We start from the raw sequence: 18003 nt of genomic DNA on the forward strand, positions 1-18003 counted from the left end.
CGACTAAACTTTTTCTTTGTCGTTGTTTTTTTGTTTTTCGGTTGTTTGCTCTAAGGTACTTTGCATACCCGCTTGTTTTAACAAACTATGCAATGCTTTAAAGGGGTTTACTCCATAAATTTTGTTGTAGTTTTCTAAAATTGACTTTGTTTCGGTAATAGCTATAAATCCTGCTATTATTTTTAAAAAAGGAACTTCATTTACAATGTGTTTTTCTAAAAAATAAGCTGATATTATTACCAAATTATAAATAACAAACTTAGAAATGGTATGTCCAATTCGTTCGCTTTTTATAGGTATTTGTAATTTTAAAGAGGCATAGGCTCCTGTAATAAAATCAACTACTATTAGTAACATCATGGTAGTTAACACTCCATTTAAAGGCGACAGTAAAGCAAGCAACCAAAAAATGAAATGCGAAAATTTATCCATTCTTTTTTAGTTTTCTAAAGTCTAATACCCTGTTTTTAGGATATGCTTTAATACTTACACTATTTCCTTGATTACCACCTAATAGGTATACATATCGTCTGGTTTCTTTAATTAAGAATCCAACATGTCCTTTCCAGCTATTAGGGTTTTCTCTCCATAAAACCACCACATCTCCTGGTTCTGGATTTGTAGTAGAGTTTCCTACCGACAACCAACTGCGTGCTGTTAGCTGGTTTGTGTGTTCATAACCTGCTTTTTTAGCTACCCAATTTGCAAAGGCACTGCACCAAGCGGTTTCATCTTTAAATTTTCCTCCATCAAAACCTAATGAAGTAAAATAGTTTATAATTTGAGGATGATCTTTTGAGCCTTTCACCTCTTTGACTCCGTATTGCGATAACGCTACTGATATTAAATTATTCATACAAATGTTTAATTTTTTTAAAGCGCTTGCAGACAAAACTTGTAAGTTGTTGATTCTTTTTCTTTTTCCTAGACCTGAAAGGGGTTAATCATAACTTTTTTCGTTTCTGCTTACATTAAAGATTAATAAATAACAATGAACTGTTAGAAAAGCAAGACAAATATACAACATATTACAACTAAAAACAAAACAAATTACAAATATTTTGTGTTATGTTTTAATTTAGAAGTATTCTTGAAAATTTTCTATAACTTTTTACAAAAAGAAAAAACCGCCTAAAATTTTAGGCGGTTTTTATTTCTATCTCTTAAATCCTATTAAAGAACCTTTAAAAGAGTTTTTCTATCCCAATTCTATAAAATCATGAGGAGTAGTAATATATAAAACCTCCCTTGTTTCGACATTTATATCTATAAACATGCTTCGTTCTTCAAGCCTCCAACACTCACCATAAGTCACGATAAAAAGACCTATTTTTTCTCCTTTAAATTTTCCAACTGGAATGGGATACTCTAATTCTTCTTTAGATTCAAATCTAATGTCATTAACATCATCTATACTGGAATACTCAATATTCTCTTTCTTTAAAACTTCTAAAGCTATTTTATATAGCCTCTTCTTTTGTAATCATAATTTACTTAATTATCACATGTTAAACATCTGTATTCCATTCCGAAAAATCAATTTCCTTAATTTCAGAAACATCCTTTAAAAGCTCTCTTACCTTTTCTGCTCGCGAAGTGTTTTCAAAACTTGATAGACTAGTAAAATTTATCTCAACAGCCCAAGGACAAATTTTATGATAATCATTATCCCAAGAATCACCTACTCTAAATTGCTTCTTAATACATAAATAATCAACTAAACTCTTTTCTTTTCCAAAAAAAACATAGGGACCTTCATCCTCATAAAAATCTTCATCTTTAACTAATTCTATTTCTAATTTTTCTGAAAGAATTTCAGCTAATTTAGCTTCATCTTTTTGAGTATATCCAAAAATTGTATAAATCATTTTTTTTTGCTCCATAATTTAAAATTTAATTCTGTATGATTTTCCTTTTCTATTTAACTCCTCTAGACTTTTATAAAATCTAAAATTAACCTCTCTACCATATTGTTTTTGTAAAGCTAAAACAAAATCACTAAAACCTAACTCTTTCATATCTTTAAACTTTAACGGTAAAGAGTATGGATGAGTCTCTTTAGCCAACTTTTTACTTTTAGCCAAATCAAGTAATTTTTCACTAACGACAGCTATATCAAAATCACTTTTCCGGCCAGTATCAAAAATTTTTCCTGTTTCATAACTTCTCCCTGTAACTGAACTTCCTTGCATAAAAACTTCAATGTTTTTAAATCCTTTTTTTGAGAAAAAATTAAATATCTGTATTCCAAACTGTTTTAGTTGTCCGAAGCTTTTAAAACCATATAAAGGAGAATTACCTAATAGTTTTGAATAAGTTCTTTTTGCTGATTCATCCAAATACTCTTGAACTTTCTTTTTACTACTCCCTCCACTAGAACGAATTTCATCTATTTTTTTAGCAAATTTCCTAATAGCATCTTCAGTCCCTTCTAAAATGGTTTTATCTCCTTGTTTAATAGTATAAATAACTCCATCAGGACCTACTAAAACTTTTCCTGTGTTAGGATCTAGTTTCTCAAAAATAACAACTCCTAAATCATACAACAATTCTAAAGCTGCTTCGAAGCCTTTAAATAATTGATTAGCCACGTTTACCAACTTAACAACCAACTCACTAATCCATTTTTTAAGATCATCTAAATGTTTCGCAAAGTTTTTAGCAAATTCTTTAAGCTTTCTAATCGCAGCTAAAACTACATCTACTGTTATTTCTGCTGTTTTTACCACTTTTTTAGCTACTACATTCGCTAACTCTTGATACGATTTTAATACTGCTTTGGTTGCTTTGGCTATATTAGCTGTTCCTCCAGTGGCAATAAATTGTACTACTTCTGAAGCGATAAAACCAACAATAAAACCTATATAATACCCTAAAGCACCTGGATCTATCTTGATTTTTGTATTAGATGCCTTAGCTAATAAAACTATTAATAGTTTAGCAGTTATTATAGGCATTTCTATTAAAAACTGCATCCACGCTTTTAGGTTTGCTAATGTAAAAGTACTGAGTACTAAATCGATAAGGTTTTCAAAGCCTTCTGCTAATAACCGTAGGTAATGACCTGGTTTTTCAAAGAACTTTCCTGTTTGGATAACGCCGTTTAAAACATCTACCAAAATAGCTAAAATATCAAAGATAGATTTAAAGAAGTCAATTATACTATTAATAAGCCCTACTAACAATCCGTTAATAAAATTGTAGGTGTTTTGTGCGTTTTCTTTTACACCATCTAAAAACTCTTTAAGTATACCTGGTACTTGCTTAAACAACTTGGTAATACGTTCACTTTTAAAAGGCATAAGCTCTTTAAACAACCAATGTTTATTAAATCGCTCTGCAAACGTTACAATAGGGACTTCAATAGGAACTACATAATTTTTATAAATTGAATTTGCCAATTCCTCGGAAGAAAAACTCTCATTAATATTAAGCTTGGGTAATAACGGATTGTATTTTGAGTTCTCTTTTTCGTCTACCGTTGTTTTCCAATAGTTTTCACCTAACTGTAACTTACCTATTTCTTCGCCTGAGTTTTTTAAGAATTTAGACAAGTTACTTAAGGTAACATCCGCTCCCCAACGCACCACTTGCCCACCTTTTGCCAAGACCAAGTAAAAATCGCTTTCTTCTTTCTTTTTAAGTTCTTGTTCCAGCATTTTACTTAGCTCGTTCGTAAATACATCTACACCATACGCTCTGGCAATTTCCGCTATGCGAATTCTGTTCGTTTCTATAAGAGAACTTACATTTTTCCCTTTTTTTATTCTGAACACTGTTCCGAAAAGGTTACTTCCCGAGCTACGCTCAATAAAAATAACTACCTCGTGTGCACTTACACTTTGTATCGCTTCATAAGCTTGTAATAATTGCGCTCCATCTTCAGAAATAAACAAGGAGGTAAAAGCGTCATACTCGATACTTTTTACCTTTCTAGGTGTTGGCGATGGATTTGCATTTACAATTACCTCCTCTAAATCGATACTATTATCAAGTTGGATATAAAACTTCTCATTAATTTTATAATAAGGCAATGTTCCGTTTTGAAAATCAACAATGGTATTTTGAATAAATGCAAAGTTTTCATCATTTTCTTCATATTCTAGTTTACTAATTTGTCCATAGGGCGGATTATTTTCTAGAAAAAAATCTCCATATTCACCAGACAATCGACTATTAAAATGAAGTAACCATTTATCTGAAGTAATTACTCCTTTTTCTATTTCTACATATATATTGGGGCTTGGAACTGCTGTTTCTTTTATTTTTTGTTGCTGAACATCTGAAAACACGACCAAACCTTTAAAATTGGTTTTGTATTTAAAATGTTTGCTTCCATATTCATGAGCATGCATATTTTTTATTTTTTATGATTAGTAAAAAACAAACCTCACCCAGCCCTCCTCTTCACAAAAAAGAGGAAGGAACTAACAAATACAATACGTTTTATTGATTTTTTACAGGTGAGGTTTGTGACTGTGTGTATAGAAAAATGTTTGTTAAACAAACATTTTTACTGCACTTATGCTACATTGTTGGTATCGCCCACAATATCGTAATCTACACCATCTGGTCCATCTCCTATTTTATAAGTACTTACATCAAATAAGCCTTGACCTTCACAGTCTGGATTACATGGCAAACCTCCTTCGTTTAATACTACAGAATCTGCTTGTAACACGGTTAAGGTTGTTGGTACACGAGTTTCCCAAGTACCTTCTACTTCACCTTCAATGGTTTGCATTTCTTCGGCAACAGAAACATATAAATCATCATCCATATCGGTAACCATACCTTGACCATTCCAAATTTCACCAGTTTTCATATACCAGTTTACAGCTTCTTCAAAACCTGGACGTACAGGTACTACAGATCTTGCCATACCGCTTTGTAAAAAAGCTTGGAAAACAGGGTCGCTACCTTCGTTATACTCAAAATTAGCATCCCAACTACCTTCTGCTCCATAGAAATAAGGATAGAATGTATACGCCATAATTTCCCAATCAAATGCTTGTTCAAAAAACTTAACTGTTTCAGCATGTGTTTGGAATTCTGGTACCCTTGCAATGTTTTTAGAACTTTCACCATCGTAGTTATCTCGAGCAAATTCTACATTTTTATGCTTCATTAAACTTATAGCAATACGTTTTAGCTCACGTTTTTCAATACTACGATTGATTTGAGAGCTCAACTCTTTTTTCTTTTCATTAGGTTGGTTTTCTTGATTTTGAGACTGTATAAAATCATTATATGCTAATACACGCTCGCTGTATGCTTCCATGATAGCTTTATATGTTTCATTTTGCCATTTTCTGAATCTTTCATCTGTTCTCTTACATTTAACAACAACATTAAAACTCGCTGACATAACATCACTAGTAGAAGCAGAAACAGGTAAGCTATCTATAACATTTATATTTTTTTTCAATGTAAACTCTCCACTCTTATATTTTTGAGTCATAGTTTCATCCCCAATAGTAACCCTTATTTTCCCATGATCATCATCGTCAACTTGATGCGAATAAATTGCACCATTCATTTTAAATGATTCTGTCTCATATCCATCTAAAATCTCTATCTCTTCACTTAAAGAACTCCCTTCCTGACTACCATTATTTCCTTTGTTTAATCGAAAATCTAATTTAAAAGATTTACCTATAGTTATATATTCTTCAGGATAATTAATATGCTCAACCCCATATTGAGATAAAATATTAGCATAATTATCTTCATTCAAATCAGAAGATTTTTCAATCTTTTTAGACAACTTACTAGGGTGTACTGGCTTTTTAGGAATAATCAGCCCTTCTGTTGTCTTTTCGTCTCCATCATTGTTTTTTAAATATGATTCGATATAAAACTTTGCAGGTTCTGGTAACGCAAATTCATACATTAAGCGCTTACCATAATTTATCAACTTATTCTTATAAATCTTATCTACCCAACGGTATACTCCTGTAACATGCTTATCGCCTTTTCTGTTATCAAAACCATGGGTATTGTTTTCTTCAAATTCGCGCAACATACGAGACGTACGTTTTGTACTAATTTTTTGCACCACTCGCTCCATAGCCCTTTCAGTTACCTCTTGCGCATAGGTTTGCGCTTGTAAATTTGAATTGGAAGTCGAGTTTGAAGATGAAGAGTTAAAATTAGTTCCAGCAGCAAAACTTGTACCTCCAAACTTACCACTAACACTTGCATTTGCCCCAAAACTAGTAGTATTATCACTATTTACTATAGACGACGCTTCACTTTGTAACTCATTACGCTCAGTAGAGGTTGTATCGGTTAAGTTTTCTACTTCTTTTTCTGAAGTTCTTTCAGTGGTTTGTTCTGATACATTTAGATTTCTTGTAGAACGCTCTTTATATTCACGTGCCATAATATTTTCAATATGCGACACTTCACCTGGCACATAACAACACACCTCTTGCTCTACCCGTCTAAAATCAGCAATCCCTAATTGAGACACTCCATACAACACCGTGTTTTCAGTATCTATTGCCGTATTTTCATCTGTAATAGTTTCACTGCCATCTATAGCTTTGGTTCCAATCCCTGAATACACACCAAAACGCTCTAACTCTCCTAACTTAATAGGCTCATAGTATCTATCCTCAAAACTTGGTGAATTTCCTGTAATATATATTGATGAGCTAAACTGTATCTTGACATCATTACTTAAAGTTAGCTCGCCTGAGAAGATATGCTCTCCTTGTGTAAAGATTTCTCCGCTAGGGAAAAATTGGAGGTTTAACAAATTATTGTTACTTGATAGTTTTTTTACAGTATTTCCTGTTATGGTAGTTCCAAGCTCATCTTGTAATTGATAGCTTGCACTTTTTACAAGCGCATTCGAATAACCTACGTAGATACTCATAGACATCACAAACCTATCTAGTAAAACAGCTGGTTTTATATTTCCTGAATACGAATACAACTGCGCTCCTCTCATGGCATTTAACGTTACTGTGGTATCTCCTACACTCATTTTTTGAGCCTCTTGAGGAGCAGCATCGTACACTAACTGATAATCCTTTTTAATTCGATCTCTTAAAATCGGCTTTACTTCATCAAAGGTGTCATATACACTCAAACTATCAGAGTTTATTATCTTTAATGTTTCTGTAGATAAGCTTGTTGTCGCCATATCTCTATCAATCTCTAAAGCACTTTCAAACTCAAACTTTGGCAATTGTAAATCAGGATACGTTTTTATTTGTCTTGTAGAACCTGTATCAGCATAAAATACTGTTTGAATTTCAGGAATTGCTTCTTCTTGTAATTGATTAATAGTGGCATCGTAGGCTTTAAGTTCTGTTTTATATCGTAAATTTTCTGCTTTTTTATAAACTACTTCTGCTTGTTCTAATTCTTTCAATGTTGCTTCATGCAATTGAATTCTGTCTTTTGCTAAAGCAGCCTCTAACTGAGACTGCATATAGTCTTGTGAACTTTTTGAAATAACGGGTTCTGTATAAGAAAACTCATTTTGCGCAGCAATAATCACCTCTTTAGGTACAATAACACTTGCGTTCGCTAAACGCAGAAATTCTTTTTCATTTTCTTCAGTAAAAACAATTTCCCCTTCTGTACCTTCCGTAAAACTATTCGTAAAAGCATTAAATACTTTTAAAAACTTATTTGCTACTAATACTTGTATCAACGCTTCTCTTACAGCAACTAACTCTTTGTCAATTGTTTGATGAAATAAATTTTCCCACAACACAAACTCTTCGCTTACAGTAAGTTCTTGTGCTGCATTCAAATTAGCTTCAATACTAGCATACGATAACACATTCTTATTGCGCATTAACCACCCAGAAAACTGATATAACTCTGGATGTAAATTTTTAATTTCAAGTCTACTATTTATCGGAGTAAAACTTGTACTGTAAGCCCCTTTTAAAGCTGTTTTTCTTTCTTCATCTGTAGTAGCTCCTTGTATTGCTTGAAAAGCTAAACTTTCTGCTTTTTTTTCTTCTGGAAACGAAACAAACCCGATTTCTTTGTCTTCAATTAATTGTGGACTACGTAATGTTACAAACCTAAATAGGTTTGATTTGATTGGTTTTTTACTCATTTTTATAAAATTTAATTAATTCTTAATCAAGCTCAAAAAGAGCCCTGTTTAGTTGCTTTTCTAACAGTTCTTTTTTCTTGATTTTTGGTTTTATTCAAAAAAATGTTTGAATAAACGAGTATAGATTTCAAAAAAGTGAAGAAAATCAAGTTGAAATCTTAAAAACACAATCGCTAAAACCACACAAATGTTTGATTATTACAATTTTTTTGTATATTAGCAATTCATTAACGATGCAAATATAAAACATATTACATACTTAAACAAACAAAAGTTTAATTATTTTTGCAATATGTAAAAACATAAAATGTTATGGGAATTTCCGAAAAAATAGCAGCAATTAGAGATGCTTTCAACTTAAATAACTTTTCTTTTTCAAAAAAAATAGGTGTTACTGGAACCACTATAGATAGCATTATTAATGGGAGACCTCAATCTGACGGTAGTAGAAAAAAAACAAAACCTGGTTACGATGTTCTTACATCTATTATTAATGAATTCAACATAAACCCCGACTATTTATTTGGAAAAAGTGACATAATGTTAAAAACTGAATCCAGCAATATTCAAACATATCCTGGAGTTCCTCATGTTGTTTCTGTGAATTCTTCAGGTAATGAAAACGTGGTTTATGTTCCTATACAAGCAAGAGCTGGTTATTTAAATGGTTATGGTGATTCAAATTACATAGAACAACTTCCTTCTTTTAATATGCCTCATCTTAATAATGGTACCTTTCGTTGTTTTGAAGTACAGGGAAACTCTATGGTGCGTACTTTTTTTGATGGAGATCTAGTTTTTGGAAAGTATGTTGAGAATTTACATGATATTAAAGATGGTCGTGTATATGTAATTGTAAGTAAGAATGATGGTATTGTTTTAAAACGTGTAATTAATAGAATAGAAGAAAGAGGTAAACTTATTTTAAAAAGTGATAATAAAGATGGCAACTACCCTACTTATACCATAAACGCTGAAGAAATTATGGAGGTTTGGTATGTTACTATGTTCGCGTCTAAACAAATGCCTGAACCTGTTGATGTTTATGATAGATTACACGATTTAGAAAGTAAAATTGTTGAATTAGAAGAGCAAATTAGTGGCAAAAATTAACTTTATGCTTAAAAAACTGCTTTTTTTAGTTCTTTTACTCCCTTTTTACACCACTGCCCAATCCAACTGGCAACAATTTAAAAAACTACAAGGAGCTCAAAAAACATGGGTACTACTCCACCCTTTTAAAGCTAAAAAAGCTTTTATTGTTTCACGTGAAGCATCAAGAGTAAGTGACTCTTTAAGAGCTTCTCCCCTACTAGACGGGGATTACGCAGGTGGACAAGTAGATGCTTTTCGTCACGCTTTTTGGATGGCTTTATTACAACAAGAAATTGGAGAAAATGCTGCTCGTTCACTTGGTAAAGCCCATGAAAAAGACAACTACAAAACATACAAAGAACGAAAACTAGAAGACGGTGTTATTCCTGATAAAATTTCCTCAGAAATGGATTTATTTAATAACGAGGTTGGTTTAACACTTTCCAAAAAAGGTGGTAACCTCCCTAAAAACGGATTGATTTACAGAGTAATCAATGCTATACTTCAAGGAAAATTAAAAATTATTAAAAAAGATAGAAACGGTAATTTTCTGACTTGTAATAATGAGATGATTCCTAAAAAATCACTAGTCGGAAAATGGGAAAACAACAAATGCTTAATTAATTCAAATTACAAAAGGTAAATGCAAAAAGTATATGTAATTTCAGGTACCATGTGTACAGTAGATTTATGGCAACATGTTTTTCCTAAACTAAAAAATATACTTCCAGTACATATCGATATAACTCCAGCAACTTCTTTTGAAGAAATTAATCAGATTATACTAAATCATATTGAAGAACCTGCTACAATTATTGGGTTTTCTTTAGGTGGGTTTTCTGCTATGAACTTTAGTGTTCACTATCCTGAAAAAGTAAAAAAGTTAGTTATAGTTGCTGCTAACACTGATGGATTGAGTGATTCAGAAATTCAACTAAGAAAAAGCACTATTGACTTTTTAGAAAAGCATACTTATAAAGGAATTTCTCAAGCAAGAGTTCAACAATTTCTACATCCTAACAATTACAATAATTCTGAAATTGTTTCTATTATTAAAAAAATGGATGCTGATTTAGGAAAAGATGTACTACTTCGTCAGTTAAAAGCAACCTCAACTAGATTAAATATTTCACAAGAAGTTTTAAATTTAAACATCCCTATCTTTTTTATTGCTGCTGAAAATGATGCGCTTATCAACCAAAAAAAACTAAAAGAGTTTGCCAATAAAACTGAAAAAGGAACATATATAATGATTAAGAATTGTGGTCATATGGTTCCTCTTGAAAAACCTGAAGAATTGGCATCAATACTAAACTTAACCATCAACTAACAATATAAAATGTCAACTAATATTAACAATGTTATCAGTTACAGCCCTAATTTTTTAACTGAAAAAGATGCTACAGAGTTATTTAAGCAATTAACAAGCCTCTCTGACCTCACAAATATGATGGAAATGAAACTTCCTTCTGGTGATGTAGTTAAATACAACTTTGGTAAATTAATGTTTGTTGACTCTGATTTGGTAGAGAAAAATATTTTTCCAAAATCAGCTTGGGGAAACGTTATGGTATGGCCAAAATATATGCTACCTATAAAAAAACAGATTGAAGAACATACTGAACAGGAGTTTAAAACTTGTGTTTGTATTTATTATCCTGATGGAAACTCTGGTATTGATTATCATTCAGATAAAATGGCTTTTGGAAACACTGATATTATTCCTTCAATTAGTTTAGGTGAAGAACGTTTATTTTATATCCGAGAAAACAAAACGATGGCTGAAAACAACATACTTTTAAAGCACGGAAGTTTGTTAGTTATGGAAGAAGGCTGTCAAGAATACTACGAACATAGCTTACCCGAAAACCCTAAATATTTAAAACCTAGAGTTAATTTAACGTTTAGAAAATATGGTTTTTAAAGGTGTTTACACCAAAAACCATTAGCTCACTCTCATTCTTTCCCCTGTAAATATTAGAGAAAATAGTTTTTTAGAGCGCTATTTAAACCCATTCTAAATATTTAAGAAAACAATTCGTAAAGTTTGTTCAAGTACTGTCATCCTCTTAAATTTGTGCTATTATTTAATCAACAAACAAAATAATGAGCGGATTACTAAAATCTTCTATCGGAAGAAAGTTTGCCATGGCACTTTCGGCATTCTTCCTGATGTTTTTCTTATTACAACATTTTGCAATTAACATTACTTCGATTTTTCCAGATAACGGAGCAACATTTAACAAATTGTCGCACTTTATGGGGACGAATCCGTTAATTCAATATGTAATGCAACCAGTTTTAATTATTGGTGTAGTGTTTCACTTTGTAATGGGATTCATCTTAGAAATTAAAAACAAAAGTGCACGTAAAGTTAGCTATGCTAAAAATAACGGAGCTGCAAATTCTACTTGGATGAGTAGAAACATGATTTACAGTGGAGCTGCTATTTTAGCATTTATTGTATTACACTTTATCGATTTTTGGTTTCCTGAAATCAACACCAAATTTATTCAAGGTGATTGGAGTGGATTACACGATGGTGAGTTTAGGTACTTCCACGAATTACAACACAAGTTCTTAAGCCCTATTAGAGTTGGTGCTTATGTAATTGCTTTTGTATTCTTAGCATTACACTTATTACACGGATTTAATTCTGCTTTCCAATCTGTGGGAGCAAATAATAAATATACTAAAGGATTGAAAACTTTTGGTAAGCTTTACGCAATCTTAATTCCGTTAGGATTCGTAATTATTGCATTATTTCATCATTTCAATCACTAATACGCAACAAGTATGGCAACTTTAGATTCAAAAATTCCAAAAGGTCCATTAAAAGATAAATGGACAACTTATAAAGATAAAATTGACTTGGTAAATCCTGCTAACAAGCGTTTAATTGACGTTATAGTAGTGGGTACTGGTTTAGCGGGTGGTTCTGCTTCTGCAACTTTAGCAGAATTAGGATACAACGTTAAAGCTTTTGCTTACCAAGATTCACCTCGTCGTGCACACTCTATTGCAGCACAAGGAGGTATTAACGCAGCGAAGAACTATCAAGGAGATGGTGATTCTTTTTACCGTTTATTTTATGATACAGTAAAAGGTGGAGATTACCGTTCTCGTGAAGCAAATGTTTACCGTTTAGCTGAGGTTTCTGCAAACATCATCGATCAATGTGTGGCGCAAGGAGTTCCTTTTGCTCGTGATTATGGTGGACAATTAGATAACCGTTCGTTTGGTGGGGTATTAGTATCTCGTACTTTTTATGCGAAAGGTCAAACTGGTCAACAGTTATTATTAGGAGCTTATTCAGCAATGAACCGTCAAATTGCTCGTGGTAAGATTGAAATGTTCAATCGTCATGAAATGTTAGATTTGGTAATTGTTGATGGAAAAGCTCGTGGTATTATTGCTCGTAACTTAGTTACTGGTGAAATTGAGCGTCACTCTGCACACGCAGTAGTAATTGCTTCTGGTGGATACGGAAATGTGTATTTCTTATCAACTAACGCAATGGGTTCTAACGCTACAGCAGCTTGGAAAGTTCATAAAAAAGGAGCCTTCTTTGCAAACCCTTGTTACACGCAAATTCACCCAACTTGTATTCCTCGTTCAGGTGACTATCAATCTAAATTAACCCTAATGTCAGAGTCGTTACGTAACGATGGACGTATTTGGGTTCCAAAGAAAATGGAAGATGTATTAGCAATTAGAGAAGGAAAATTAAAACCAACTCAAATTGCTGAAGAGGATAGAGATTACTACTTAGAAAGAAGATATCCTGCTTTTGGTAACTTAGTACCTCGTGATGTAGCTTCTCGTGCTGCAAAAGAGCGTTGTGATGCTGGTTACGGTGTAAATGCTACAGGAGAGGCTGTTTACTTAGATTTTAAATCGGCGATTGAACGTTACGGTAAAGAGCAATGTAAATTACACGGAATTAAAAACCCTACTCAAGAAAAAATTATTGAGGAAGGTGAAAAAGTAGTAGAGGCTAAATACGGAAACTTATTCCAAATGTATGAGAAGATTGTTGATGACAATCCATATAAAACACCAATGATGATTTATCCTGCAACTCACTATACAATGGGTGGAATTTGGGTAGATTATAACTTAATGACTACCATTGATGGTTGTTATGCTATTGGTGAAGCAAACTTCTCTGATCACGGAGCTAACCGTTTAGGAGCTTCTGCATTAATGCAAGGTTTAGCTGACGGGTATTTCGTATTACCTTATACAATTGGTAATTACTTATCTAACGATATCCGTACAGGTAAAATTTCTACTGAGACTAAAGAGTTTGAAGAAGCTGAGAAAGCGGTTAAAGATCGTATCGATTTCTTCATCAATAATAAAGGAGAACATTCTGTAGATTATTACCACAAGAAATTAGGAAAAATCATGTGGGAAAAATGTGGAATGGCACGTAACGAACAAGGTTTAAAAGAAGCTATGGCTGAAATTAAAGCGTTACGCGAAGACTTCTGGAAAAACGTAACTGTTCCAGGAGATGCGAATGAAATGAACCCAGAATTAGAAAAAGCAGGAAGAGTTGCTGATTTCTTAGAGCTTGGAGAATTATTCGCTAAAGATGCCTTAAACAGAACAGAATCTTGTGGAGGTCACTTTAGAGAAGAGTCTGTTGAATTAGATGGACCTCAAAAAGGAGAAGCAAAACGTGATGATGCTAATTTTGCTTACGTTTCTGCTTGGGAATATAAAGGTGAACCAGCTGATGCTGTTTTACACAAAGAAGAATTAGAGTTTAACGATATTGAATTAAAACAACGTTCATACAAATAAGAGAGAATTATGAATTTAACACTTAAAATTTGGCGTCAAAAAAACGCAAGTGATAAAGGAAAAATGGTCGAATATAAGGTGACCGATATTTCTGAGCATATGTCTTTCTTAGAAATGATGGACGTATTAAACGAACAATTGGTAAACACTGGTGAAGAACCTGTAGCATTTGATCACGACTGTCGTGAAGGAATTTGCGGTATGTGTTCGATGTACATTAACGGTGAAGCACACGGACCAGACCGTGGTGTAACTACTTGTCAGTTACACATGCGTATGTTTAACGATGGCGACACGATTACAATTGAGCCATTTAGAGCTGCTGCTTTCCCGGTAATTAAAGATTTAGTAGTTGATAGGGGTTCTTTTGAAAGAATTCAACAAGCAGGTGGTTATATCTCTGTAAACACATCAGGAAACACCACAGATGCAAATGCTATCTTAGTTCCTAAAGAAAATGCTGATAAAGCTATGGATGCTGCAACTTGTATTGGTTGTGGTGCTTGTGTAGCTACTTGTAAAAACTCTTCTGCAATGCTATTTGTGGGAGCTAAAGTATCACAATATGCTTTATTACCTCAAGGTCAAGTAGAGGCTACTGAGCGTGTTAAAAACATGGTTGCTCAAATGGATTTAGAAGGTTTTGGTAACTGTACAAATACTGGAGCTTGTGAAATTGAATGTCCTAAAGGAATTTCTTTAGAAAACATTGCTCGTATGAACTCTGAGTTCTTAAAAGCGAGTTTTAAAGGATAAAATACAACCTTACTTATATAGAAAAAACCGAAGCTAGTGCTTCGGTTTTTTTTATGCTTAATATTTAAACACTCATGCCTTTTTTTAATTTAAAAGAATAGAAAGAAGCTACATTTGTTACCAATGATTACAATATGATAATCTGTGGGGGACTATCTATTACTAAATCAAAAAAGCCTGAGTATATACTCAGGCTTTTACATTTTTAATTTTACTTATACTTTATTTCCAAGTATTTTCAGCTTCATTACCACTCCAAATTACTGTAGCTAGGTAAGGGTTATCAATAAATGGATTTCTATTTCCTTGTTCATTAGCAACAATATTGTTTCGTTGTATTTCTAAATCTGAAACAGGATCTTGAGCATTCCACTCTAATAACAAATCAACCATATTACTATCTGACGCTACAACAGATCCTACAGCTACATTTTTTGGTAAACATTGACTACCATAACGTAAGTACATATACATCATCATACGCGCTACATCACCTTTCCATTCATCACCTGGGTACCAGTTTCCAGAAACATCTCCTGCATTTCCAGAACCAGTAGCAAACAGTTTATTTCCTCTTTGAGAGTTAAAACTCACATCTGATGGTCTTAAATGATGTGCATCTGCTCCTGGACCAGATGTACCTAAATCAGGCGTTCCTAGTGATTTTGGGAACACATGCTCTCTATTCCAGTCTCCTGTATTTCCGCCATTTGTCTCTTTACTACGAGTTCTATCTGTTACATAATTACCATCTGTATCGTCATAACCATAAATTAAAACCACCTTAGTATTGTCTGTAGGGTCTAAATCTGATTGTTTTAATACATTCCAAACATCTGGTGTATAGTCTAAGAAGGTAGTATGACTATCTATAATTTCAGTGGCTAAAACATCTTTTAAAGAACTTCCTGTTAAAGTGAAATCTACGTCCTTATAATATTCTGATAATTCAGAAGGAATATTGAAACCTCCTGAATTTCCATTAGTAGAAGCAATTACATCAATAATTACTGTAGCAGTGGAGCAATTACTTGGTGTAATTGTACTACAAATTGTATACTTAAAAGAATCTGTTCCTACAAAGTTTGTTGCAGGTTTATACTTAAATATATTATTTGTTTGTGTAATGGTTCCATTTCTTGCTGAGGAAGCCTCAAAAGTTATTTTTACCTTTCCAGATGTATATGTATCATTTACCAAAAAACTAGGCAATACAGTCTCTTTATTTTCTTCTGCTTCAAAAGAATCATCAACAGCTACAACTTTATCTTCAGCTGGTACAACTTCACTGTCACTTCCCCCACAGTTAATAAACAATGCTAACATTGCTATTACTCCTATTACTTTCTTCATGATTTATATTAAATAATTAGTCTTTTTTATGTTTATCGTGTACTTTGGTAGGTACATTATCATTCCATATAGTCAAAATATCTGTCGCTACACTTGCTCCACTACCAGCTGCTATTGCAAACTGACTTCTCCAACCTGCTAAAGTTCCACAGACATATAACCCTTCTTTAATTAAATGATTAAAATTACGTAGTTGTATTCTGTCCTTCATTGCATTTGCACGAATATGACGTTCTACATATTGCTCTAACCCTGCTATATCAAAAGGTTTAGAATAATTGAGCGCAATAACTACATTTTTACTGTAATATTCATTTTTATTTGTAACAACTTTGTACCTATTTTCCTCTTCAAAAACAGCTATTACTTTTTCATTCTCAATTTGAGATACCTCAGGGTATAACTTCTCCAACTGACCTCTACCTTCCTTTAAAATATCTTTTCCTAAAGTTCCAGGAACCAAACCAAGAACATTGTTAAAAAGAGCATCTTGTAGATGAGATGAACGCTGATGTATTATAATACCTACTTTTTTGTCTTTAGCATATTCTTTATTAAGTGCAGAACCTAAAACTAAGGCACATTGCATACCTGATACTCCACCTCCTACAATAAGTACATCAAAAATCATATTACGCTATCAACATTTTAAAATTAGCTGCAAATAATTTAACTGCTATAGCTAATAAAATTACACCAAATATTTTTCTAATAATTTTAATTCCGTTTGGTCCAATTACTTTTTCAATTTTTGTAGAAGTTTTCAATACAATGTATATTACGATTACATTTAATAAAACTGCTACAATTATATTTTCAAGATTAAATTCTGCACGTAATGAAAGTAGTGTTGTTAAACTACCAGGGCCTGCTATTAATGGAAAAGCTAAAGGAAAAACAGTTGCACTTAATGCTTCCTCATCATCTTCTTTATAAAGAGTGATTCCTAGTATCATTTCTAATGCTAGAAAAAATAAAATAAATGCACCTGCTACTGCAAATGAATGTACATCTATACCTATTAAATTTAATAGTCGCTGTCCTAAGAATAAAAACAGAATCATAATAAATCCTGCTATTACAGAAGCTTTTTCTGATTGAATGTGTCCTACTTTTTTACGTAAATCAATAATGATAGGAATATTTCCAACAATATCAATTACCGCAAACAATACCATAAAGGCAGTAAAAATTTCTTTGAAGTTAAAGTCCATAGTTGATATATTTTCGCGTGCAAAATTATATAAGTAATGTTACAATCTAGTATTTTTGCATTTAAATTTACGGGAAGTTAATACAAACTTCCAATTTTAAACACAAATTATGTTTCAATTAGGAAAAACAATAGTTTCAGAAGACCTTATAGAAAAGGAGTTTGTCTGTAACTTATCTGCATGCAAAGGAGCTTGTTGTATAGATGGTGATGCAGGTGCACCCCTTGAAAAAGAGGAAACAACAATTTTAGAGGAAATTTACCCTAAGATAAAACCGTTTTTACGAAAAGAAGGAATTGAAGCAATTGAAAAGCAAGGTACTTGGGTTACTAGTGATTTTGGTGAACTAGAAACTCCCTTAATTAATGATGCTGATTGTGCCTATGTTATTTTTGATGATAAGGGCACTGCCTTATGTGCCATTGAAGAAGCATATAACCAAGGTATTGTGGATTGGAAAAAACCTGTTTCTTGTCATTTATACCCTGTTCGTGTAAAAGATTATAGTGAATTTGCTGCCGTAAACTACCACAAATGGGAAATTTGTGATGATGCTTGCTCTTTAGGAAAAGAGTTGAGTGTTCCTGTATACAAATTTGTAAAACAAGCTTTAATAAGAAAATTTGGACAAAACTGGTACGACGAACTTGAAAAAGTAGCTGAGAAACACTTAAAAAAATAATTATA

At 32.7% G+C, this 18003-nt stretch carries 16 protein-coding genes; 8 read left to right on the forward strand and 8 right to left on the reverse strand.

The window, feature by feature from the left end; translation table 11 throughout:
• Positions 1–3: 3 nt before the first annotated feature.
• The 5 genes from VCM48_RS09795 to VCM48_RS09815 form a co-directional block, all read right to left on the reverse strand.
• Positions 4–432: a phage holin family protein gene (locus VCM48_RS09795; protein WP_125066381.1), complete on the reverse strand. Its 429-nt coding sequence runs from the start codon at positions 430–432 to the stop codon at positions 4–6.
• The gene (locus VCM48_RS09800; RefSeq protein WP_124587963.1) at positions 425–856 is read right to left on the reverse strand and encodes a TIGR02594 family protein; all 432 of its coding nucleotides are present in this window, start codon (positions 854–856) and stop codon (positions 425–427) included. The genes VCM48_RS09795 and VCM48_RS09800 overlap by 8 nt, the downstream gene beginning before the upstream one ends.
• Before the next feature lie 652 nt (positions 857–1508).
• Complete coding sequence (locus tag VCM48_RS09805; RefSeq protein WP_408028676.1) at positions 1509–1883, reverse strand: hypothetical protein; 375 nt, start codon at positions 1881–1883, stop codon at positions 1509–1511.
• Between the two features lie 3 nt (positions 1884–1886).
• Positions 1887–4355, reverse strand: a complete 2469-nt coding sequence (locus VCM48_RS09810) for a hypothetical protein (RefSeq protein ID WP_482270389.1) — start codon at positions 4353–4355, stop codon at positions 1887–1889.
• A gap of 167 nt (positions 4356–4522) precedes the next feature.
• Positions 4523–8086 carry a hypothetical protein gene (locus VCM48_RS09815; protein WP_482270390.1) on the reverse strand — a complete coding sequence of 1188 codons (3564 nt, stop codon included), beginning with the start codon at positions 8084–8086 and terminating at the stop codon, positions 4523–4525.
• Between the two features lie 312 nt (positions 8087–8398).
• Between VCM48_RS09815 and VCM48_RS09820 the strand changes: the two genes are divergently transcribed.
• The 7 genes from VCM48_RS09820 (at position 8399) to VCM48_RS09850 (ending at position 14749) form a co-directional block, all read left to right on the forward strand.
• Complete coding sequence (locus VCM48_RS09820; protein ID WP_482270391.1) at positions 8399–9199, forward strand: S24 family peptidase; 801 nt, start codon at positions 8399–8401, stop codon at positions 9197–9199.
• 4 nt (positions 9200–9203) lie between these two features.
• Positions 9204–9824: a DUF6973 domain-containing protein gene (locus VCM48_RS09825; protein ID WP_482270392.1), complete on the forward strand. Its 621-nt coding sequence runs from the start codon at positions 9204–9206 to the stop codon at positions 9822–9824.
• Positions 9825–10511, forward strand: a complete 687-nt coding sequence (locus tag VCM48_RS09830; protein ID WP_482270393.1) for an alpha/beta fold hydrolase — start codon at positions 9825–9827, stop codon at positions 10509–10511.
• 9 nt (positions 10512–10520) lie between these two features.
• Complete coding sequence (locus VCM48_RS09835) at positions 10521–11105, forward strand: alpha-ketoglutarate-dependent dioxygenase AlkB (protein WP_482270394.1); 585 nt, start codon at positions 10521–10523, stop codon at positions 11103–11105.
• A gap of 182 nt (positions 11106–11287) precedes the next feature.
• On the forward strand, positions 11288–11965 hold the full coding sequence (locus VCM48_RS09840) for a succinate dehydrogenase cytochrome b subunit (RefSeq protein WP_274638798.1): 678 nt from the start codon (positions 11288–11290) through the stop codon (positions 11963–11965).
• A gap of 12 nt (positions 11966–11977) precedes the next feature.
• Positions 11978–13993, forward strand: coding sequence for a fumarate reductase/succinate dehydrogenase flavoprotein subunit (locus VCM48_RS09845; protein WP_274638799.1), 2016 nt, complete (start codon positions 11978–11980; stop codon positions 13991–13993).
• 9 nt (positions 13994–14002) lie between these two features.
• The gene (locus tag VCM48_RS09850; RefSeq protein ID WP_274638800.1) at positions 14003–14749 is read left to right on the forward strand and encodes a succinate dehydrogenase/fumarate reductase iron-sulfur subunit; all 747 of its coding nucleotides are present in this window, start codon (positions 14003–14005) and stop codon (positions 14747–14749) included.
• Positions 14750–14971: 222 nt separating this feature from the next.
• Here VCM48_RS09850 and VCM48_RS09855 read toward each other — a convergent pair whose 3' ends face one another.
• The 3 genes from VCM48_RS09855 to VCM48_RS09865 are packed head-to-tail and all read right to left on the reverse strand — an operon-like array spanning position 14972 to position 17316.
• A complete protein-coding gene (locus VCM48_RS09855; RefSeq protein ID WP_482270395.1) occupies positions 14972–16102 on the reverse strand; it encodes an endonuclease in 1131 nt (376 codons plus the stop codon).
• A 16-nt stretch (positions 16103–16118) separates the two neighbouring features.
• Positions 16119–16733 carry an FAD-dependent oxidoreductase gene (locus VCM48_RS09860; RefSeq protein WP_482270396.1) on the reverse strand — a complete coding sequence of 205 codons (615 nt, stop codon included), beginning with the start codon at positions 16731–16733 and terminating at the stop codon, positions 16119–16121.
• Between the two features lies 1 nt (position 16734).
• Complete coding sequence (locus tag VCM48_RS09865) at positions 16735–17316, reverse strand: MarC family protein (RefSeq protein ID WP_274638803.1); 582 nt, start codon at positions 17314–17316, stop codon at positions 16735–16737.
• A 109-nt stretch (positions 17317–17425) separates the two neighbouring features.
• Between VCM48_RS09865 and VCM48_RS09870 the strand changes: the two genes are divergently transcribed.
• On the forward strand, positions 17426–17998 hold the full coding sequence (locus VCM48_RS09870; protein ID WP_408028688.1) for a DUF3109 family protein: 573 nt from the start codon (positions 17426–17428) through the stop codon (positions 17996–17998).
• The last annotated feature ends 5 nt before the right edge of the window (positions 17999–18003 follow it).

The organism is Tenacibaculum sp. DPLXC6 (assembly GCF_056815515.1).